Below are 22,211 nucleotides of genomic sequence, written 5' to 3'. Positions count from 1 at the left end.
ATGTCCCACGCTTGGCGATACGGATCCGCACCATGATACAGATCGATGCTCTCCCCGCTTTCTCCGACAACTACATCTGGTTGTTACAGGATACTGCCAAACGCCGCTGTGCGGTGGTCGACCCTGGCGATGCCGGCCCAGTGGAACGATGGCTGGCCGCCCACCCCGACTGGGTGTTGACCGATATTCTGGTCACCCACCACCACAACGACCATGTCGGCGGTGTCGAACGGCTCAAGCAACTGACCGATGCCAAGGTCTACGGCCCGGCCAACGAGCGCATCCCCGCCCGCGATGTAGCGCTGGCGGACGGCGATGAAATCACGGTACTCGGCGTGCCCTTCCAGATCATCGGCGTGCCCGGGCACACCCTTGGCCATATCGCCTTCTATTCGGCGCAACCGGCAACGCCCCTGCTGTTCAGTGGCGATACCCTGTTCGCGGCCGGCTGTGGGCGCATGTTCGAGGGCACCGCCGAACAGATGCACCCGTCGCTGCAGCGCCTGGCCGCCCTGCCCGAGCACACCGAGGTGTATTGCGCCCACGAATACACGCTGAGCAACCTGCGTTTTGCCAAAGCCGTCGAACCGCAAAACCTGCACGTTCTGCAACGCTTCGACGAGGTTACCCAGCTGCGCGCCGAAAATCGCATCACATTGCCATCAACGATCGGCTTGGAACGCCTGACGAACCCCTTTATTCGCACGACTGAAACATCCGTTAAACAAAAAGCAGACGAATGGAAGGGACATTCAAACACCACGCATGTCGCTGTTTTTGCTGCCTTGAGGTCTTGGAAGGACACCTTCTGATAACCTCAAGATATATCGCATGTGCGGCACAACGGTTGACCCGGCGGGTAGCGGTTTCTAGAATCGCCAAAATTTTTCGCCCGGAAACCTGTCCCAGCCGATGCCTTCCCGTAGCCGCAGAACCTCTCATTCCGTCGCCCTGACGCGCCTGGCCCAGATCAGTGCGCTGGCCCTGGCCGCCACCTTGGTGGGCTGCCAGAGCACCCGTCAGCTCGACGAATCCGATAGCGTTCGCGCGCACAACTACCAGGCGCGGATCAAGCACAAACCGGCACCGCTGCTGGTCAAACCAGCCGAGCAGGCGCCGCAGGACGTGTGGGAACGCATGCGCCAAGGCTTCGCCCTGCAGGACAGCATCGACGTCAACCCGCGCATCGAACAGCAGCGCCTGTGGTTTGCCAGCAACCCACGCTTCATCGAAAGCGCGGGCGAGCGTGGCAGCCTCTACCTGCACTACATCGTCGAACGCCTCGAAGAGCGCGACATGCCGCTGGAACTGGCCCTGCTGCCAGCCATCGAAAGCGCCTACAACCCGATGGCCTACTCCCGTGCCCATGCAGCGGGCATGTGGCAGTTCATCCCGTCCACCGGGCGCCACTTCAACCTGCGCCAGACCAATTTCTACGACGGCCGCCGCGACGTGACCGCGTCGACCAACGCCGCACTGGACTACCTGAGCCGCCTGCACGACATGTTCAACGGTGACTGGCTGCTGGCCCTGGCGGCCTACAATGCCGGTGAAGGTACCGTCAGCCGTGCGATCGAACGCAACGAACGGCTCGGCCTGCCGACCGACTACTGGAACCTGCCACTGCCGCAGGAAACCCGCGACTACGTGCCCAAGCTTTTGGCCCTGTCGCAGGTGGTGTCCACGCCTGACGCCTATGGCGTCAACCTGAACCCGATCGCCAACGAACCCTACTTCGAGGCGGTGGCCATCAATGATCGCCTCGACCTGTCGCGCGTTGCCGCCTTTGCCGACATCGACGAAGACGAACTGATCCAGCTCAACCCGGCCTTCAAGAAGCGCATGACCGTGGACGGCCCCCAGCAGCTGCTGGTACCGACTGCCAAGGCGCAATTGCTGTCCGCCAGCCTGTCCAATCTCAAGCCTGAGCAATTGGTCAGCCTGCAACCGAACAAGGCCGTGTTCGCCCGCGCCGTGGCCGAAGCCAAGGCACCCGCGACGGCCGCGCGCAGCTACCGGGTAAAACGGGGCGACAACTTGGGCAGCATCGCCAAGGCCAACCGCGTGTCGGTCCGGGACATCAAGCGCTGGAACCGCATGTCGGGCAACAGCCTGAAGGCAGGCCAGGTATTGGCACTGCGCGGTGGTAATGCGCCGAGCGCCGCGGGCAACCGGGTAGCGGCGTCTTCGCAGCGTTCAACCCAATACAAGGTGCGCAAGGGCGACTCGCTGTACCTCGTGGCCAAGCGCTTCAATGTCGAGATGAAGCACCTCAAACGCTGGAACCCGCGCAGCGGGCATGCGCTAAAACCCGGTCAGACGCTGACGGTTTACCTGTCGCATTGATGTAACGCCAGGGGCCGCGCAGCGGCCCTTTCGCGTCGCAAGGCTGCTCCTATGTATGGACTCGCCCACACTGTCTAGCTGCTTTTGAACTTAGGAACCCGGTTGCATCTATGTATCAGGCCTATTCGAGGAAGCTTTTTGCTTCTGGCCAACATCGTGGTGAGCTCGCAGCGTGCCGTTTACATTGAGGCCATTCATCAGGCCTGTAGGAGCAGAGGCATCTGTCTGCGACGGTCTTACCAGGGGTCAATGTTCACTAGCAGGGGTTGGAGCGCTCGGCGCCCCGGTGGCATTGCTCGGTTGATCAGAGGCTCATAGCAGCCTCCGAGTTGCTGTTCGGTTTGCGCTGATATACCTGATCGCTCTGCAACAAGGCCCAGATAATGCGCAGATTTCGATTAGCCAGTCTGATCGCCGCCTCCTTGCGTCCAAGGCGGGATAGCCAGCGCAAAAGGCGGTGATCGTCTGGCTGATCGGAATCAGGCCTTAGCTGACTCAAGACAGCATGCGCCCCTTGGATCATCAGGCTGCGTATGTAGCCATCACCTCGCTTGCTCATCCTGCCCAGCCTGATTTTGTTTCCGCTGCTGTGCTGGTCGGGCACGATACCGAAGAAGGCGGCATACATTCGGCCACTGGCGAAGCGGCTAGGCTCGGTCTGTTTCGCCACGATCGCCGTGGCAATGATTGGGCCCACGCCACGAATGGTGATCAACCGCTGTGCGACCTTATCTTCCTGGGCTGTCGCTTCAAGCCGCCTACTCAGCGTCGCAATGCGTTCACCCAGAGAGAGCCAGTCAGTCAGCAGCTCATCGAGCAACTCGCGCAACAAGTCGGGCAGAGGTAAAGAGGCATCTTCAAGAGCCCGTGGCACATGCGAATTGATCGCCGCATCGCCTTGAGGCATGGAGACGCCATGCTCTAGCAGCAGGCCACGTATCTGATTACCCAGCGCTGTATGCCGCTTGATGTTGCCGCGCCGGACACGGTGCAGCGCTTGAATAGCCAGTGCTGTAGTGCTCTTGATCGGGATTGAGGCAATACTGGTATCGCGACCGGCACGCAAAATGGCATGGGCGTCGTTACGGTCATTCTTCGCGCCGCTGCGGTGTTCGGCAACGCGTTGCGCAGGCAGGATCCGAACCGGATTACCCTTGGCCTGCAGTAGTCTGGCCCAGGCTTGCGCACCAGGACCGCACTCCATTAAGACAGTCACCGTCACTGGCAGCTTGATTAGAAAATCATGGAAATTTTGACGGGATTTGATGCGATTTTCGTAGATCACCCGACCGGTAGCATCCTCGCCTGCTAACTGGAAGACCTGTTTGGCCAGGTCTACGCAGAGGGTTGTGCAAAGCTCCACATCAGTGGAAGACAGGGGATCGTGCTTCGAACTATGCTTCTTCATGGTCTCGCCCTCGCTGCCGTTGGCTTCTTTGAACGCCACCGTGGCACTGTGATGCCTCGGCGGGGGCGAGTCCATCGATTACAGGTACAGCGTTACCTGCACTGGGCTTTCCCGCCAATACCGCCTTCAAAACCTCTCTTTTTCCAACCCCACCAAGCTGTTACTGTACTCGATCAAAGCCCAACGCCTCTGGATCGGATGCCGACTTGATACGTCCCCTCCTGCTGTCAATCAGCCTGGCCTTGAGCTTTCCCGCCGTCGCGATGGTGAGCGAAAGCCACGGATACGCGCAGTTCGGCACGCTCAAGTACCCAGCTACATTCACCCACTTCGACTGGGTCAACCCGCAAGCGCCTAAAGGCGGCACCTTGCGGGCTATGGCATTCGGTACCTTCGACACGCTCAACCCTTACACCTTCAAGGGATCGAGCCCGATTACCACGCCAAACTTCCAGCAATATGGCATCAGCGAGCTGAACGAGCCGTTGATGATCGGCACCGGGCAGTACGACCCGTCGGGCGACGAACCGACCTCAAGCTACGGCCTGATCGCACGCTCGGTGGAGTACAGCGAGGACCGCAGCTGGGTCGTGTTCAACCTGCGCCCGCAGGCACGCTTCCATGACGGCCACCCGATCACCTCGGCGGACGTCGCGTTCTCCTATCGCACGCTGCTCAAGGATGGCCACCCCCTCTACCGCACCAACCTGCAGGAAGTGCAACGGGTAGACATACTTGGCCCCTTGCGCATCCGCTTCGTCTTCAAGCGCGCCGGCAACCCGCTGCTGATCCTGCGCCTGGGCGAAATGCCGGTGCTGCCCAAGCATTACTGGCAGGGCCGCGACTTCAAGGCGACCACCTTCGAGCCGCCGCTGGGCAGCGGCCCCTACCGCATTACCCAGGTTGAGCCTGGCCGGCGGCTGGTGTTCGAACGGGTGAAGAACTACTGGGGCAAGGACCTCGCCGTCAACCGTGGCAAGTACAACTTCAAGCGGGTCGAATACGAGTTCTACCGTGACGCCACCGTGGCGTTCGAAGCGTTCAAGGCCGGCGAATTCGATATCTATATCGAACACCAGGCCAAAAACTGGGCCAATGGCTACAACTTCCCGGCGGTGCGCCGCGGCGAGGTGATCAAGGCACAGATCCCGCACCGTATTCCGACCCAGACCCAAGGCCTGTTCATGAACAGCCGCAGGGCCACGTTCAGCGACCCGCGCGTGCGCCAGGCACTGGGCCTGATGCTCGACTTCGAGTGGACCAACCGCGCCCTGTTCAGCAGCGCCTACCGCCGTTCGACCAGCTACTACCCCAACAGCGAATTCGCCGCCAGCGGCCTGCCCACCGGCAAGGAATGGCTGCTGCTGGCACCGTTCCGCGACCAACTGCCCGAAAAGCTCTTCAGCGAGCCCTACAAGGTCAGCCAGACCGATGGCCGCGGCATCAACCGCCAAACCCTGCGCCAAGCCCTGGCCCTGCTCGGCGAAGCGGGCTGGAAGCTCAACGGCCAGCGCCTGGTGGACAGCAAAGGCCAGCAGTTGCGCCTGGAGCTGCTGCTGGTAAACCCGAACCTCGAACGTATCCTGCAACCTTATGTCGAAAATCTGTCCAGCATCGGTATCGACGCACGCTTGCGCACCGTGGACCGCGCCCAGTACAAACAACGCCTGGACCAGTTCGATTTCGACATGATTCTGATGACCCTGAACCAGACCTTGAGCCCAGGCCTAGAACAGTGGCTGTACTTTCACTCAAGCCAAGCCGCGACCAAGGGCAGCAAGAACTATGCTGGGGTCAAGGACCCGGTGGTCGACCACCTGCTCGACACCTTGCTCGCCGCGCGCACCCGCGACGACCAGGTCGCCGCCGCCCGCGCCTTGGACCGCGTGCTTTCATGGCAGTACTACATGATCCCCAACTGGTATCTCGACAATCACCGCCTGGCCTACCGCAACCGGTTCGCCTTTGTCACCACGCCGCCCTACACCCTCGGGCTGAACAGCTGGTGGATCAAGCCTTCGGAGAAAGCCAAATGATGCCAACGCACCGCCTGCGCCAGCTGGCCGGCAGCCTGCTGCTCGCGTGCCTAAGCCTGCCCACGCTGGCCGCCCCCCAACACGCACTGACGCTCTACGACGAGGCGCCGAAATACCCCGCCGACTTCAAGCATTTCGACTACGTGAACCCCGATGCGCCCAAGGGCGGCACGTTCCGCCAGTCCAGCTTCGGTGGCTTCGACAGCCTCAACCCCTTCATCAACAAGGGTGTGGCCGCCGAAAACATCAGCGTCATCTACGACACCCTGATGCGCCAGAGCCAGGACGAGCCGTTCACCGAATACGGCCTGGTTGCCGGCAAAATCGAAAAAGCCCCGGACAACAGCTGGGTACGCTTCTACCTGCGCCCCGAAGCCCGCTTCCATGACGGCCACCCGATGCGTGCCGACGATGTGGTCTTCACCTTCAATGCCCTGATCAAGGACGGCGCGCCGCTGTACCGCCAGTACTACGCCGACGTTGCCGAAGTGGTCGCCGAAGACCCGCTGCGGGTGCTGTTCAAGTTCAAGCACCAGAACAACCGCGAACTGCCGCTGATTCTCGGCCAGCTGCCTGTGCTACCCAAACACTGGTACGAAAACCGCGACTTCAACCGCGGCAACCTGGAAATACCGCTGGGCAGCGGCCCGTACAAGGTCGCCGAGGTCAAGGCCGGGCGTACCATCCGCTACGAGCGGGTCAAGGACTACTGGGCCAAGGACCTGCCGATCAACCGTGGTCAGTTCAACTTCGATGCCATGACCTTCGACGCTTACCGCGACACGGCCGTAGCGCTGGAGGCATTGAAGGCTGGGGCGTTCGACTACGCGCTCGAGGTAAGCGCAAAAAACTGGGCCACCGCCTACAACGTCCCGGCGGTCCGCGATGGCCGCTTGATCAAGGAAGAGCTGCCCAACGGCAACCCCACCGGCATGCAGGGTTTCATCTTCAACCTGCGCAAACCGGTCTTCCAGGACATCCGCGTGCGCCAGGCGCTGAGCCTGCTGCTGGACTTCGAGTGGACCAACAAGCAGCTGTTCAACGGTGCCTACACCCGCACCGGCAGCTACTTCGAAAACTCCGACATGGCCGCCAGGGGCGTGCCCTCCGCTGACGAGCTGAAAATACTCGAACCGCTGCGCGGCAAGGTGCCCGAGCAGGTCTATAGCGAGGCGTTCCACAACCCGGTCACCGACGCCAGCGGCATGATCCGTGAACAGCAGCGCCAGGCCTACAAGCTTCTGCAGGAGGCCGGCTGGAAAATCGTCGACGACAAGATGGTCGACAAGGACGGCAAGCCGGTGTCCATCGAGTTTCTGCTGGCCCAGACCGAATTCGAGCGCATTCTGCTGCCGTTCAAACGCAACCTTGCCGACTTGGGCATTGACCTGAACATCCGCCGGGTCGACGTTTCGCAATACATCAACCGCCTGCGCTCACGCGACTACGACATGATCGTCGGCGGTTACCCGCAATCCAATTCGCCGGGCAACGAACAGCGCGAGTTCTGGTCCAGCGCCGCCGCCGACAACCCCGGCAGCCGCAACTTCATCGGCCTGCGTGACCCGGCCATCGACCAACTGGTGGAACAGTTGATCAACGCCGACTCACGCCAGAGCCTGATCAACCACGCACGGGCACTGGACCGCGTACTGCTGTGGGGCTACTACGTGATCCCCAACTGGCACATCAAGACCTGGCGCGTGGCCTACTGGAACCACATCGGCCACCCGAGCGTCTCGCCCAAGTACGACATCGGCATCGACACCTGGTGGATCAAGCCTGGCGTGACCCCAGCCGTCACCGATGCCTCCGCGGGCGAGGCCAACTGAGATGCTGGCCTATATCCTGCGCCGCCTGCTGCTGATCATCCCGACCCTGTTCGGCATCCTGATCATCAACTTCATCATCGTCCAGGCCGCGCCCGGCGGCCCGGTCGAGCAAATGATCGCCAAGCTCGAAGGCTTCGAAGGCGCTACCAGCCGCATCGCCGGCGGCGGCGCCGAAGTCTCGGTGGCCGGTTCCAGCTACCGCGGCGCGCAGGGCCTGGACCCGGCGCTGATTGCCGAGATCGAGCGTATGTACGGCTTCGACAAGTCACCGCCCGAACGCCTCTGGATCATGATCAAGAACTACGCCCAGCTGGATTTTGGCGACAGCTTCTTCCGCGATGCCAAGGTCATCGATCTGATCATCGAGAAGATGCCGGTGTCGATCTCGCTAGGGTTATGGAGCACCCTGATCATGTACCTGGTGTCCATCCCCCTGGGCATCGCCAAGGCCGTGCGCCACGGCAGCCACTTCGACGTCTGGACCAGTTCGGCGATCATCGTCGGCTACGCCATCCCGGCGTTCCTGTTCGCCATCCTGCTGATTGTATTGTTCGCCGGTGGCAGCTACTTCGACTGGTTCCCGCTGCGGGGGCTGACCTCGAACAACTTCGATGAACTGTCCACCACCGGCAAGGTGCTCGACTACTTCTGGCACCTGGTGCTGCCGATCACCGCACTGGTCATCGGCAACTTCGCCACCATGACCCTGCTGACCAAAAACAGCTTCCTCGACGAGATCAACAAGCAGTACGTGGTCACCGCCAAGGCCAAAGGCCTGAGCCGCTCGCGGGTGCTGTACGGGCATGTGTTCCGTAACGCCATGCTGCTGGTGATCGCCGGCTTCCCCTCGGCCTTCATCGGCATCTTCTTCACAGGCTCGCTGCTGATCGAGGTGATTTTCTCGCTCGACGGCCTGGGCCTGATGAGCTTCGAGGCGGCCATCAACCGCGACTACCCGGTGGTCTTCGGCACCCTGTTCATCTTCACCCTGCTAGGGCTGGTGGTGAAACTGATCGGCGACCTGACCTACACCCTGGTCGATCCACGCATCGACTTCGCCAGCCGGGAGCACTGACATGGCACTGTCCCCTCTCAACCGCCGGCGCTTCGAGCGCTTCAAGGCCAACCGCCGCGGCTGGTGGTCGTTGTGGCTGTTCCTCATCCTGTTCGGCCTGAGCCTGGGCGCCGAGCTGATCGCCAACGACAAACCGATTGCCGTGCGTTACGACGGCGAGTGGTACTTCCCTGCGTTCAAGCGCTACCCGGAGACCACCTTTGGCGGCGAGTTCCCGCTGGAGGCCAACTACAAGAGCCCGTACATCCGCGAACTGCTGGCCAAGAAAGACAGCTTCGTGCTGTGGGCGCCAATCCCCTTCAGTTACCAAAGCATCAACTACGACCTCAAGGTCCCGGCCCCCGCCCCGCCTTCGGCGGACAACTGGCTGGGCACCGATGACCAGGGCCGTGATGTGATGGCGCGGGTGATCTACGGCTTCCGCGTGTCGGTGCTGTTCGCCCTGACCCTGACCATCCTCAGTTCCATCGTCGGCGTCATCGCCGGGGCCTTGCAGGGCTTTTATGGCGGCTGGGTCGACCTGGCCGGTCAGCGCTTTCTGGAGATTTGGTCGGGCTTGCCGGTGCTGTACCTGCTGATCATCCTCGCAAGCTTCGTGCAGCCCAACTTCTGGTGGCTGCTGGGGATCATGCTGCTGTTCTCGTGGATGAGCCTGGTGGACGTGGTGCGCGCCGAGTTCCTGCGTGGCCGCAACCTTGAATACGTGCGCGCCGCCCGCGCCCTGGGCATGCGCAATGGCGCGATCATGTACCGGCACATTCTGCCCAACGCGATGATCTCGACCATGACCTTCATGCCGTTCATCCTCACCGGCGCCATCGGCACGCTGACCGCCCTGGACTTCCTCGGCTTCGGCCTGCCCGCTGGCTCGCCGTCGCTGGGCGAACTGGTCGCCCAAGGCAAATCCAACCTGCAGGCGCCATGGCTGGGCATCAGCGCATTCGCCGTGCTGGCGGTGATGCTGAGCTTGCTGGTGTTCATCGGCGAATCCGCCCGCGATGCCTTCGACCCAAGGAAATGACATGAGCGAACACAACCTGATCGAAGTGCGTGATCTCGCGGTGGAGTTCGTCACCGGCGAGCAGGTCAACCGGGTGGTCGACGGCATCAGTTTCGACATCCGCAAGGGCGAGACCCTGGCCCTGGTCGGCGAGAGCGGCTCGGGCAAATCGGTGACCGCCCACTCGATCCTGCGCCTGCTGCCCTACCCCCTCGCCCGCCACCCCAGCGGCAGCATCCGCTACGAGGGCAAAGACTTGCTGCAGCAGAGCGAGAAGGCCTTGCGGCATATCCGTGGCAACCGCATTGCCATGATCTTCCAGGAGCCGATGACCTCGCTGAACCCGCTGCACTGCATCGAGAAGCAGATCAACGAAATCCTGCTGCTGCACAAAGGCCTGACCGGCAAGGAAGCCACCGCACGCACGCTGGAGCTGTTGGAACTGGTTGGGATTCCCGAACCGCGCAAGCGCCTCAAGGCCCTGCCCCACGAGCTGTCGGGTGGGCAGCGGCAGCGGGTGATGATCGCCATGGCGCTGGCCAACGAGCCAGAACTGCTCATTGCCGACGAACCCACCACCGCGCTGGACGTGACCGTGCAGTTGAAGATTCTCGACCTGCTCAAGGAGCTGCAGGCGCGGTTGGGCATGGCGCTGCTGTTGATCAGCCATGACCTGAACCTGGTGCGGCGCATTGCCCACCGCGTGTGCGTGATGCAGCGCGGGCAGATTGTCGAGCAGGCGGATTGCGCGACGCTGTTCAGTGCGCCGCAGCATCACTACACGCAGATGCTGATCAATGCCGAACCCAGCGGCCAACCTGCCCACAACCCAGTCGGCGCGCCGTTGCTGGAAGTGGATGACCTCAAGGTCTGGTTCCCCATCAAAAAAGGCTTCTTGCGGCGCACCGTGGACCATGTGAAGGCGGTGGACGGCATCAACTTCAGCTTGCCCCAGGGGCAGACGCTGGGGATTGTCGGCGAGAGTGGCTCGGGCAAGTCGACGCTCGGGCTGGCCATCTTGCGCTTGATTTCAAGCCAGGGCGGCATTCGCTTTCACGGCCAAGACCTCGCCGGGATGAACCAGAAGGCAGTACGCCCGCTGCGGCGAGAAATGCAGGTGGTGTTCCAAGACCCGTTTGGCAGCCTCAGCCCACGCATGTGCGTGGCAGACATCGTAGGTGAAGGGTTGCGAATTCACCGCATCGGCACCGCTGAAGAGCAGGAAGCGGCGATCATTGCTGCGTTGGAGGAAGTGGGGCTGGACCCGCGGACACGGCACCGCTACCCGCATGAGTTCTCGGGCGGGCAGCGCCAGCGCATTGCGATTGCCCGGGCGTTGGTGTTGAAACCGGCGTTGATCCTGCTGGATGAACCCACCTCGGCGCTGGACCGAACGGTGCAGCGGCAGGTGGTGGAGTTGCTACGCAGCCTGCAGCAGAAGTACAACCTGACCTACCTGTTCATCAGCCATGACCTGGCAGTGGTCAAGGCGCTGAGCCATCAGTTGATGGTGATCAAGCAGGGGCAGGTGGTAGAGCAAGGGGATGCGCAGGCGATCTTCCACGCGCCGCAGCATGCGTATACGCGGCAGTTGTTGGAGGCGGCGTTTTTGGAAGTTGAGACGGCGGGCTAGGTTTCGGAGCGTTGTTTGATCCTCAAGGCATACGCCTTCCACTGTAATCGATGGACTCGCCCCCGCCGAGGCATCACAGTGCCACGGTGGCGTTCAAAGAAGCCAACGGCAGCGAGGGCGAGACCATGAAGAAGCATAGTTCGAAGCACGATCCCCTGTCTTCCACTGATGTGGAGCTTTGCACAACCCTCTGCGTAGACCTGGCCAAACAGGTCTTCCAGTTAGCAGGCGAGGATGCTACCGGTCGGGTGATCTACGAAAATCGCATCAAATCCCGTCAAAATTTCCATGATTTTCTAATCAAGCTGCCAGTGACGGTGACTGTCTTAATGGAGTGCGGTCCTGGTGCGCAAGCCTGGGCCAGACTACTGCAGGCCAAGGGTAATCCGGTTCGGATCCTGCCTGCGCAACGCGTTGCCGAACACCGCAGCGGCGCGAAGAATGACCGTAACGACGCCCATGCCATTTTGCGTGCCGGTCGCGATACCAGTATTGCCTCAATCCCGATCAAGAGCACTACAGCACTGGCTATTCAAGCGCTGCACCGTGTCCGGCGCGGCAACATCAAGCGGCATACAGCGCTGGGTAATCAGATACGTGGCCTGCTGCTAGAGCATGGCGTCTCCATGCCTCAAGGCGATGCGGCGATCAATTCGCATGTGCCACGGGCTCTTGAAGATGCCTCTTTACCTCTGCCCGACTTGTTGCGCGAGTTGCTCGATGAGCTGCTGACTGACTGGCTCTCTCTGGGTGAACGCATTGCGACGCTGAGTAGGCGGCTTGAAGCGACAGCCCAGGAAGATAAGGTCGCACAGCGGTTGATCACCATTCGTGGCGTGGGCCCAATCATTGCCACGGCGATCGTGGCGAAACAGACCGAGCCTAGCCGCTTCGCCAGTGGCCGAATGTATGCCGCCTTCTTCGGTATCGTGCCCGACCAGCACAGCAGCGGAAACAAAATCAGGCTGGGCAGGATGAGCAAGCGAGGTGATGGCTACATACGCAGCCTGATGATCCAGGGGGCGCATGCTGTCTTGAGTCAGCTAAGGCCTGATTCCGATCAGCCAGACGATCACCGCCTTTTACGCTGGCTATCCCGCCTTGGACGCAAGGAGGCGGCGATCAGACTGGCTAATCGAAATCTGCGCATTATCTGGGCCTTGTTGCAGAGCGATCAGGTATATCAGCGCAAACCGAACAGCAACTCGGAGGCTGCTATGAGCCTCTGATCAACCGAGCAATGCCACCGGGGCGCCGAGCGCTCCAACCCCTGCTAGTGAACATTGACCCCTGGTAAGACCGTCGCAGACAGATGCCTCTGCTCCTACAGGCCTGATGAATGGCCTCAATGTAAACGGCACGCTGCGAGCTCACCACGATGTTGGCCAGAAGCAAAAAGCTTCCTCGAATAGGCCTGATACATAGATGCAACCGGGTTCCTAAGTTCAAAAGCAGCTAGACAGTGTGGGCGAGTCCATACATAGGAGCAGCCTTGTGCTGCGAAGAGGCCCGTGACCCCACCGGGAATCTTCAGCGCTGCCACCGGCCTCTTCGCAGCACAAGGCTGCTCCTACACAGACCGCGCATGACCGGAGGGGCACCATTGCGACCTCCCTCCCTACCGATCTCGGCACACGCTATATATTTTTGTATACATCGTTGTAACCACCCGTAAACAACGCTAGGATTCCCCGCGGTTGGCCATCTGCCATCCTGCCATCTGTTTTGCGATCGCTGACTGATCACGCCCTGGGGAGGTCGTGGTCGGTTAATTTCGCCTATCGCTATATACAACAATATATAACGTCGCCAGGCCCGCCACCGCCATGGCCGACCCAGGAGCAGTAATGAAGCCGCTAACACCGCGCACCGTGATGGTTGCCGTCGCAGCCCTCGGTGCTCAACCCGCTGTCGCCGAACAAAACAACACCTTCAACCTCGGCGAAATCCAGATTTCCGCACCACGGGACGAAACGCTGTCCACGGGTGGTAGCGTCATCGACTTGAAAGACATTCGGCTGCACGACCGCGAGACCGTCGGCAGCGCGCTGACATTAGGCCCTGGGGTCAACCTCGGTTACATCGGTGGTCGCGCCGAGCAGGTGGTATTCGTGCGCGGTTTCGATCGCCTGCAGGTGCCGGTGTTCATCGACGGCATTCCCACCTACGTACCTTACGACGGCAACATCGACCTGGGGCGTTTCACCACCTACGACCTGTCACGCATCCAGGTGGACAAGGGCTTCGCCTCACTGCTGTACGGCCCCAACACCCTGGGCGGGGCGATCAACCTGGTGACCCGCCGCCCCACGCAAGCGTTCGAGGGCGAAGTGGGTGGGGGGCTGGAGCTGACCGATCACGGTAACGTGAATGCCTACCGCAGTTACGCCAATGTGGGTTCCAACCAGGGCCTGTGGTGGGTTCAGGGCGGCGTGTCCTATGTCGATTACGACTACACCCTGCTGCCCGATGACTTCAAGCCAACCAACAACCAGCAGGGCACGGGGCGGCGCGAGAACAGCAACCACCGCGACAGCAAATTCAGCTTCAAAGTCGGCTTCACCCCCAGTGAAACCGATGAATACGTGCTCGGCTACGTTCAGCAGGAAGGCAGCAAGGGCCAACCGCCATATGCCGGCGACCTGCCGACCACCGGCCAACGTGCGCGCTGGTGGGAGTGGCCGCGGTCGGACAATACCAGTGTGTTCATCGCCACCAAGACCGGCTTTGGCGAGCACGCCCTGAAAACGCGCGTGTACCACGACACCTTCAAGAACTCGCTGGAAAGCTTCACCTATCGCAATGGCGTGGTCGGCGCTTTGCAGCCGGGCTTCCCCAGTAAATACGATGACGAGAGCAGCGGCTTTTCGGTGGAAGGCGACTTGGCCTTGAGCGAGGCCAACCGCCTGGGCATTGCCTATCACTTCAAAGATGATGTGCATCGCTCGCGTGATGGCGCCAACCCCCAGACCCACTTCCGCGACCAGACTCAGTCGATTGCCCTGGAAGACACCCTGCGCCTGAACGACATCTTCAGCGTGGTGGGCGGCGTCTCGTACAACTACCGCAAGAGCCTGGACGCACAGAACTACGGCACCAACGCCAGCTCGCCATCGCAGGCCACGCGCTATGACGAACCCACTGGCAGCAACGACGCCGTCAACGCGCAACTGGGCCTGTTCGCCAATACCAACCCGCTGCTAGGCACCCACGACGACGGCCAACTGCGCCTGACCGTGGCACGCAAAAGCCGCTTCGCGACCATCAAGGATCGCTACTCGACGCGCTTCGGCACGGTGATCCCGAGCCCCGACTTGAAGTCTGAGCGGGCGACACACTATGAGCTCGGCTACAGCGGCCAGATCGCCCCGCAATGGAAGCTGGACGCCGCGCTGTTCGTGGCCAACATCGAGGACTCCATTCAAAACGTCACGGTACCCGCGCAGCCTAACTGCGCTGCGCCCTGCGGCCAGTACCAGAACATTGCCAAAGCGCGAAACCAGGGTGTGGAGCTTGGCATCAACGGCGACCTGGGCAACTGGGAATTGGCGGCAAACTACACCTGGCTCGACCGCGAGAACCTCAGCGACCACGACCTGCACCCGACCGATACCCCACGCCACAGCGCGTTCGGCTCGGCCTCGTGGCATCTGGGTGACTGGCAACACACTGCCAGCGTGGAAGCCGCATCGCGTCGCTACAACACCTCGGACGGCAACCAGATGGCGCCCGGCTACGCGGTGTACAACCTCAAGAGCGGCTACCGCTTCAGCAACGATGTGCTGATCGAGGGCGGCATTCGCAACCTGTTCGACCGGCTGTATGAGTACAGCGAGGGCTACCCTGAAATGGGCCGTCAATACTTCGTGCAATTCAATGTGCCGCTGTAACCGCTGGCTGGCGGGCCTGCTGCTGACGGTCAGCACGCTGCTGAACGCTGCCCCGCAAACCGTGGTGGTCATGACCAGCTACCCCGAAGAGGTGATGACGCGGATCGAGGATGGCTTTGCTCAAGCCCACCCAGGCTATCGCCTGCACATCCTCTGGCGCCAGGGCTTCGATGCCCTGCCCTATCTGCTGCAAGCACAGCAGGGCGGTGTCGATGTCTATTGGGCACCGTCGCCGGGCAACTTCGCCCGGCTGGCGAAAGCCGGTAGCTGGCAACCCCTGGGGATCAGCCTGAAGGGCCTGCCGGCACAGATCGGTGGTTTGTCATTGCGTGACCAACGCCAGCTGTACCAGGCAACCGAGCTCGCGGGCTATGGCTTTGCCATCAACGCCACGTCGCTGGGCGAACTGGGGGTTCCGGTACCAAGGGACTGGCCAGACTTGCTCGACCCACGACTGCGCGGGCGCATTGCGCTGCCAGACCCAGGCCGGGTCGGCTTTGCGCCGGTCCTGCTGGATATCGTCTTGCGTGCCTATGGCTGGGAACGTGGCTGGGCCCTCTGGAGTGAACTGGCCGGCCAGGCGCGCCTGGTAACGCGGGGTGGCACCCTGGTCAGTGATGAAGTGACCAGCGGGCGTGCAGCCGTCGGGTTGTCGATCGATTTCTTTGTCGCCTCGGCCAAAGCCAATGGCGAGCCGGTGGATTTCGTCTATCCGGCCCATGGCGGCCTTAACCCTGCATTCATCGCCATTACAGCCCACAGCCAGGCATTGGCGGGTGCCCGAGCGTTTGCGCAGTTCGTGCTGTCGGAAGCAGGCCAAGGGCTGCTGGCCGATGCCGATATCCGCAAACTGCCCGTACGCCCCAGTGTCTATCGGCAGTTGCCGGCGGACTACCATGACCCGTTCGTTGCTGCCGGCCTGGGCGCCTATGACTACGGCAACGGCAGCTCACGCGAACGCCTGGCCTTGATCAGCTCATTGTTCACCCACTGGCTCGGCATGCCCCATGAAGCCTTGGGCAAGCTCTGGGCTCGGCTGCACGCGGCCGAAGCAGCTGGGCTGGACGTCACCGCCATACGCCAACAGTTGACTGCACCGCCCCTGGATGCCGAACACGCCGAGGCTAAGCCCTTACTGGCACTGTTCGCGGCGCGCCAGGACCAGGGCATGACGCAAGCGCCGGCCACCGACGCGGACGAACTCGGCCGCCGGGAAATCAGCTGGCAGTTCCAGGCCGCGCTTCACCGGGCAGAGGCCGCCCGTTTGCTCGATGGTTTGGGGCAGTGACTGCCGTGCGCGCTGCTTGGTTAACGATGGGTGTGCTGACGAGCCTGCTCGCCAGCGCCGAGACCACGCACACCGCGGCCAACCGTGAAGCCTACGCCCAGCCGTTCACCGGGCTGGACGAAGGCCAACTGGAACGCTTCTTCCGCGGGCGCAGCCTGTTCCGCCAGGCCTGGGTGGTTGCACCGTCCCGAGACGAGGCGGTGGATGGCCTTGGGCCGCTGTACAACCGGGTGTCGTGCATCGCCTGCCACCCCAAGAACGGCCGTGGCCAGGCGCCTGAACACGGGCAGCCGATGCGCAGCATGTTGCTGCGCTTGTCCCTGCCGGGGCACGACGACCATGGCGGGCCAAAGCCTCACCCCCTCTACGGCGATCAGTTGAACGATCAGGGTGTGCCTGGCGTGCCGGGTGAAGGGCGCGCCCATGTGCACTGGGAGGAGCAGGCGGTGCAGCTGGGCGATGGCGAAACCGTCATGCTGCGCAAGCCGCGTGTCGAGCTGCGTGAGCTGGCTTATGGGCCATTGGACGCGGTGTTAACGTCGGCACGCGTGGGTTCGCCGGTCATTGGCCTTGGTTTGCTGGAGGCTATCGATGAGCGCACCCTGCACGCCATGGCCTCCGAAGCCAAACCAGATGGCGTGACGGGGCAGGTCAATCAGGTGTGGAGTGTCGAGCGACAACGCACCGAGGCAGGCCGCTTTGGCCTCAAGGCCAACCAACCGGACCTGCGCCAACAAATCGCCCACGCCATGCTGGGTGATCTTGGCATCACGTCCCCGCTCGCCCCCGTGCAGAACTGCACGCCCACTCAACTGGCCTGTGCCCAAGCAGCGCATGGCGGCGAGCCGGAGTTGGACGCCCTGCAACTCGGCGACCTGCATTTCTACCTCGCTCACCTGGCCGTACCGGCCCGTCGACAACAGGCCGAACCTGCGGTCATTGAGGGCGAAAAACTGTTCACTGCCAGTGGCTGCAGCGCCTGTCACCGCCCCGAGCTGATCACCGGCACACACCCGCTTTATCCCGCCCTGACACAGCAACGCATCGCGCCGTATACCGATCTGTTACTGCACGACATGGGCCCCGGCCTGGCCGATGGCCGTGAAGACTCTCTCGCCAACGGCCGGCAGTGGCGCACGGCGGCGCTGTGGGGGCTTGGCCTGAGCGAGCGGATTACCCCCGGCAGCGGCTATCTGCACGACGGCCGAGCGCGCATCCTGGAAGAAGCGATTGTCTGGCATGGCGGTGAAGCAGAAGTGGCCCGGCAACGCTATGCGGCGCTGAGCAAAGGCGAGCGGCAGGCGATACGTGCGTTTCTTGAATCTTTGTAGCGCTTGCAAAAAAACCACAGCCCGCACGACAATAAGATTCATTACCATTCGCGAACCATTCCATCACCATGCCCGCCAACGATCTATCCCTGCGTAGCGCCGTCAATGATCTGTACTGCGAACATCACGGCTGGCTCAATGGCTGGCTGCGCAAACGCCTGGGCAATGCGTTCGATGCCGCCGACCTGACGCAGGACACCTTCGTGCGGGTGATCAAGGCACGCAGTGCGCTGGATATTCGCGAGCCACGCCCCTACCTGTCGCGAATTGCCAAGGGCCTGCTGATCGACCTGATTCGTCGGCGCTCACTGGAGCAGGCCTACCTGGAGGCCTTGGCTAGCCTGCCGGAGGCGTTGCAGCCTTCGCTGGAGGAACAGGCGATCCTGTTGCAGGCACTGGTAGAAGTCGACCGCCTGCTGCAAGGGCTTGGCCCGAAGGTGAAGCAGGTGTTCATGCTGTCGCAGTTCGACGGCCTGACCTACCCACAGATTGCCGAGCACATGAACATCAGCGTGCGCAGCGTCAACAACTACATGGCCAAAGCCATGGAGCATTGCTGTTTGATGCAGTTGCAACTGGCATGAGCCTGTCGCCCGCCGAGTTGAACGACATCAGTGTCGCCGCGCGCTGGTACGCGCGGCTGCACTCGGGCATCGCCACCGACGCCGACCGCAGCGCCTGGAACGACTGGCTGGTTGCCGACCCGGCCCACCGTCAGGCCTGGCAACGCATGGCCGCCGTGGGCGAGCAGATGACCCGCGTGCCCGGCGCCCTGGCGGCCCCTGCCTTGCGCGGCGCCGAGCGCTCTCGGCGCCAGCTGTTGCGCAGTGTCGTGATACTGGTGCCGGCCACTTCGCTGGGCTGGCTGGGTTGGCGCAGCGACACCTCGCAACAACTGCTGGCCGACTACCGCACCGCCGTGGGTGAACGCCGCGCGTTTCGCTTGCCCGATGGCGGCTCGCTGCTGCTGAACACCGACACGTCGGTGAACCTCAAGTACGACGGCCAGCAACGGGTGCTGGAACTGTTGCGCGGCGAAATTCTGGTCACCACGGCGGCCGACCCCGCGCAACGGCCGTTCAGTGTGCGCACCCGGCATGGCCAGGTACGGGCGCTGGGCACGCGTTTTCTGGTTCGCTCCCAAGCCTTGGAGGGTGACGTGGCCGTGCTCGAGAAGGCGGTGGAAGTGAGGGCGTCCAGCGGTGCGTTGGCAGTGCGTGTGGAAGCTGGGCAATCCATCGCGTTTTCTGACCGTTCGGTGGGGGCAATACGGCGCAATGACGCCTCTGTAGGGGCCTGGCAACAAGGCAGCATCATCGCCCTGGACCGTCCCTTGGGCGAACTGCTGGCGGACCTCTCGCGCTATCGCACCGGGGTGCTGCGCTGTGATCCCCGCATTGCCCAGCTGAAGGTTTCTGGCGCGTTCCCCATCGATGACACTGACCGGGCATTGGCGGCACTGGAAACCGGGTTTGCGCTGCGCGTCACGCGCTACAGCCGTTTTTGGGTCACCGTATCGCCGCCCCCTTCCCCAGCGGGCTGAAAAAACTTTCGCGGGTTTTGCACTTTTCTTACACGACGTTCGGCTCATCCCCCAAAGGGTTCTATTGATCGTTTTCAGGGGGAGGATTGGTATGTCTGCTGTGTTCAAGCGTGGTCGTCTGGCGACTGCAATAAATGTTGGGCTGTTGGCGGCAACCACCGCCGGCGCCTGGCCCATGACGACGTATGCAGCGCCGCAGCCGACGCAGCAAAATGCCGTACGGTCGTACAATATTGCGGGGGGCAGCCTGACTGAAGTCCTCAGCCGCTTCGCCAGTGCGGCGGGCGCCGCGATTTCGTTCGATGCCCGGCAAACAGACGGTTTGCAGAGCCCCGGCCTCAAAGGTGCGTTCGGTGTCAGCGAGGGCTTTACCCAGATTCTGGCAGGCAGCGGCCTGCAGGCCGAGCCGCGGTCAAACGGCACTTATGTGCTGCAGGCGGTGCCGTCGTCGGGCTCGGCACTGGAGCTGGGGGCCACCAACATCACCAGCCAGGTGCTGGGCGCAACCACTGAAAACAGCGGCTCGTACACCACGGGCGCGGTGACCATCGGCAAGGGCGAGCACTCGCTCAAGGAGACGCCGCAGTCGGTCACGGTGATGACGCGCAAAATGATGGACGACCAGAACCTGTACACCATCGATCAGGTCATGGAAAAGACGCCCGGCATCACCGTGTACGACTCGACCATGGGCGGCAAATACTTCTATTCGCGCGGGTTCCGCATGTCGGGCCAGTACCAGTACGACGGCGTGCCGCTGGACATGGGCAACCTCTATGTTCAAGCCGACAGCTTCAGCAGTGACATGGCCTACTACGACCGGGTCGAGGTGCTGCGCGGCGCAGCCGGCATGATGAAAGGGTCGGGCGGGACCGCTGGCGGGGTGAACTTCGTGCGCAAGCGTGGCCTGGCGGCGGCGCATACCGACATCACCCTGTCCGGAGGCAGTTGGGACAACTATCGCGGGCAGCTCGACACCGGTGGGCCGCTGAACGCAGCCGGCACCTTGCGTGGCCGGGCGGTCGTGGCGGAGCAGAGCCGGCATTACTCGGTCGACGACGCCAACCGCAAGGACCAGGTGTACTACGGCGCCCTCGACGTCGATGTCAGCCCCGACACGACGTTGGGCCTAGGCGTTGCCTACGAGGACGTGGATGCCAACCCCTGCTGGGGCGGCCTGCCACGCTACCGGGACCGCAGCGACCTGAACCTCAGCCGCTCGACCTGCCTCGACCCTTCGTGGAATACCTGGCGCAGCCAGCGCACCACGGTGTTCACCGACCTCACCCACCAGCTCGACGAAGACTGGAAGCTCAAGGTGGCGAGCGTTTATACAAAGAACACCCAAGACATCAAGTACGCCTTCGCGTCCGGTGCGGTGACGCCTGGCATCGATACCACTGGCATGCTGGGCAGTATGTATGACTATGACCAGGTCGATTACGGCCTGGATGCCTATGTGGATGGCAAGTTCGCTGCCTTCGGCCAGCAACATGAACTGGTGCTGGGCATGAACGCCAGCCGCTCGAAGAAAGATGACTTCTACTCGGTGGCGTTCCTTGCGCAACGGCAGAACGTGTTCAACCCCGACAAGTTCATCCCTGAGCCAGATGACAGCTACTTCATCGAGCACTCGTCGCGCGGTGGCCCGGTCAAGTCCGTGACCACACAAAAAGGCCTCTACTCGACCCTGCGCCTGAAACTGGCCGACCCGTTGACCCTGGTGATGGGGGGCCGGGTGAGTTGGTATAACGCCGAGACCGATACCGTCTTCATCGACACCGCCACGCCGCCGCAGCACTCCAACGCCCGCGAGACCGGGCAGGTCACACCCTTTGCCGGCGTGCTGCTGGACCTGAACGAAAACCTGACGGCCTACGCCAGCTACTCGGACATCTTCACCCCGCAAGGCAGCTACCGGGACGAACAAGGTTCGGCGCTCAAACCGCTGGTGGGCCAGAGCTATGAACTGGGGATCAAGGGGGCCTGGTTCGACGGGCGTTTGAACGGCGCCTTCAACCTGTTCCGCACCATTCAGAAGGACCAGGCGCAGACCGACTACAACTCGTCGTGCCCCTCCTCGGATGGCTACTGCTATGTCAACGCTGGCAAGGTCCGCGCTCAGGGTTTCGAGGCCGAGATCAGTGGTGAAGTCATCGAGCGCCTGCAATTGCTGGCGGGCTACACCTACACCCAGACCAAGACACTCGACGATATCGACACCAGCCTGAACGGCGCGGCGTTCAACAGCTATGTGCCTCGGCACGTGCTGCGCCTGTGGGGCGAGTACGCGCTCGATGGCGCTTTTGAGCGGTTCAGCCTGGGTGCCGGGGTGAACGCGCAGAGCGATAACTTCCGGGTTTCGCCTGCCAGTGGCGAGAAGATCAGCCAGGCGGGGTACGCGGTTTGGAATGGCCGGATCGGTTACCGGATCGACGATACCTGGTCGGTGGCGGTTAACGGCAACAACCTGTTCGACAAGCGTTATTACGCCAGTATCGGGACAGAGACGTTTGGTAATTATTATGGGGAGCCGCGTAATTTCATGGTGTCGGTCAAGGCCAGTTTTTGATGTGAGGGGTGGGGTGAGCCGGCGGTAGATTGAGGGAGGGCCGCCAGGTGCATGGCTATGGATTTGCAGCGCCTGTCAGATCGAGCGCCGCCCGCGCGGCGCATCGCGAGCAACGCTCGCTCCTACGTTTGTTTCGGGCCAGTGAGGCCTGTGAAGTCTGCGCGCGACCGCCTTGTTTGTCCGACTGGATATCAAGGTGGGCACCAAGGGGCCGCGCGCCCATGCCTGAGGAATAACTGGCCCGAAACAAATGTGGG

15 protein-coding genes are annotated in these 22,211 nt (G+C 62.1%); 14 read left to right on the top strand and 1 reads right to left on the bottom strand.

From position 1 onward, the window contains the following. The first annotated feature begins 32 nt into the window (after positions 1–32). Both gloB and HU764_RS06900 read left to right on the top strand, forming a co-directional pair. Complete coding sequence (gloB, locus tag HU764_RS06905) at positions 33–812, top strand: hydroxyacylglutathione hydrolase (RefSeq protein WP_186703708.1); 780 nt, start codon at positions 33–35, stop codon at positions 810–812. A gap of 100 nt (positions 813–912) precedes the next feature. Next, positions 913–2,346, top strand: a complete 1,434-nt coding sequence (locus HU764_RS06900; protein ID WP_027592830.1) for a lytic transglycosylase domain-containing protein — start codon at positions 913–915, stop codon at positions 2,344–2,346. 304 nt (positions 2,347–2,650) lie between these two features. Here the strand turns inward: HU764_RS06900 and HU764_RS06895 are convergent, their stop codons facing one another. Continuing rightward, on the bottom strand, positions 2,651–3,709 hold the full coding sequence (locus tag HU764_RS06895; protein WP_186683367.1) for an IS110 family RNA-guided transposase: 1,059 nt from the start codon (positions 3,707–3,709) through the stop codon (positions 2,651–2,653). Between the two features lie 251 nt (positions 3,710–3,960). Here HU764_RS06895 and HU764_RS06890 point away from each other — a divergent pair, with 251 nt between their 5' ends. From HU764_RS06890 to HU764_RS06835, 12 genes are all read left to right on the top strand, one after another. Beyond that, a complete protein-coding gene (locus HU764_RS06890; protein ID WP_202885430.1) occupies positions 3,961–5,790 on the top strand; it encodes an extracellular solute-binding protein in 1,830 nt (609 codons plus the stop codon). Next, entirely contained in the window at positions 5,787–7,622 is a 1,836-nt protein-coding gene (locus HU764_RS06885; protein WP_186704247.1) for an extracellular solute-binding protein, read from the top strand. The genes HU764_RS06890 and HU764_RS06885 overlap by 4 nt, the downstream gene beginning before the upstream one ends. Before the next feature lies 1 nt (position 7,623). Next, on the top strand, positions 7,624–8,697 hold the full coding sequence (locus HU764_RS06880; RefSeq protein ID WP_027592833.1) for a microcin C ABC transporter permease YejB: 1,074 nt from the start codon (positions 7,624–7,626) through the stop codon (positions 8,695–8,697). Between the two features lies 1 nt (position 8,698). Next, positions 8,699–9,718 (top strand): ABC transporter permease, encoded by a 1,020-nt coding sequence (locus HU764_RS06875; RefSeq protein WP_027592834.1) that lies wholly within the window; start codon positions 8,699–8,701, stop codon positions 9,716–9,718. A 1-nt stretch (position 9,719) separates the two neighbouring features. Beyond that, entirely contained in the window at positions 9,720–11,330 is a 1,611-nt protein-coding gene (locus HU764_RS06870) for an ABC transporter ATP-binding protein (RefSeq protein WP_186680757.1), read from the top strand. 170 nt (positions 11,331–11,500) lie between these two features. After that, the gene (locus tag HU764_RS06865) at positions 11,501–12,559 is read left to right on the top strand and encodes an IS110 family RNA-guided transposase (protein ID WP_186683367.1); all 1,059 of its coding nucleotides are present in this window, start codon (positions 11,501–11,503) and stop codon (positions 12,557–12,559) included. A 618-nt stretch (positions 12,560–13,177) separates the two neighbouring features. Next, complete coding sequence (locus HU764_RS06860) at positions 13,178–15,220, top strand: TonB-dependent receptor plug domain-containing protein (RefSeq protein WP_186703910.1); 2,043 nt, start codon at positions 13,178–13,180, stop codon at positions 15,218–15,220. Next, positions 15,207–16,508 carry an ABC transporter substrate-binding protein gene (locus HU764_RS06855; protein WP_186680753.1) on the top strand — a complete coding sequence of 434 codons (1,302 nt, stop codon included), beginning with the start codon at positions 15,207–15,209 and terminating at the stop codon, positions 16,506–16,508. The genes HU764_RS06860 and HU764_RS06855 overlap by 14 nt, the downstream gene beginning before the upstream one ends. A 26-nt stretch (positions 16,509–16,534) precedes the next feature. Continuing rightward, a complete protein-coding gene (locus HU764_RS06850; protein ID WP_186703911.1) occupies positions 16,535–17,839 on the top strand; it encodes a di-heme oxidoreductase family protein in 1,305 nt (434 codons plus the stop codon). Between the two features lie 68 nt (positions 17,840–17,907). After that, a complete protein-coding gene (locus tag HU764_RS06845) occupies positions 17,908–18,423 on the top strand; it encodes a sigma-70 family RNA polymerase sigma factor (protein WP_186703912.1) in 516 nt (171 codons plus the stop codon). Then, positions 18,420–19,382, top strand: coding sequence for a FecR domain-containing protein (locus HU764_RS06840; protein ID WP_186703913.1), 963 nt, complete (start codon positions 18,420–18,422; stop codon positions 19,380–19,382). The genes HU764_RS06845 and HU764_RS06840 overlap by 4 nt, the downstream gene beginning before the upstream one ends. A gap of 91 nt (positions 19,383–19,473) precedes the next feature. Beyond that, positions 19,474–21,954 (top strand): TonB-dependent siderophore receptor, encoded by a 2,481-nt coding sequence (locus tag HU764_RS06835; protein WP_186703914.1) that lies wholly within the window; start codon positions 19,474–19,476, stop codon positions 21,952–21,954. Positions 21,955–22,211 lie beyond the last annotated feature (257 nt).

The organism is Pseudomonas kermanshahensis, from assembly GCF_014269205.2.
Classification (GTDB): Bacteria; Pseudomonadota; Gammaproteobacteria; order Pseudomonadales; family Pseudomonadaceae; genus Aquipseudomonas; species Aquipseudomonas kermanshahensis.
The sequence above is the reverse complement of the archived record's forward strand: the minus strand, read 5'-3'. Positions and strand labels throughout refer to the sequence as shown.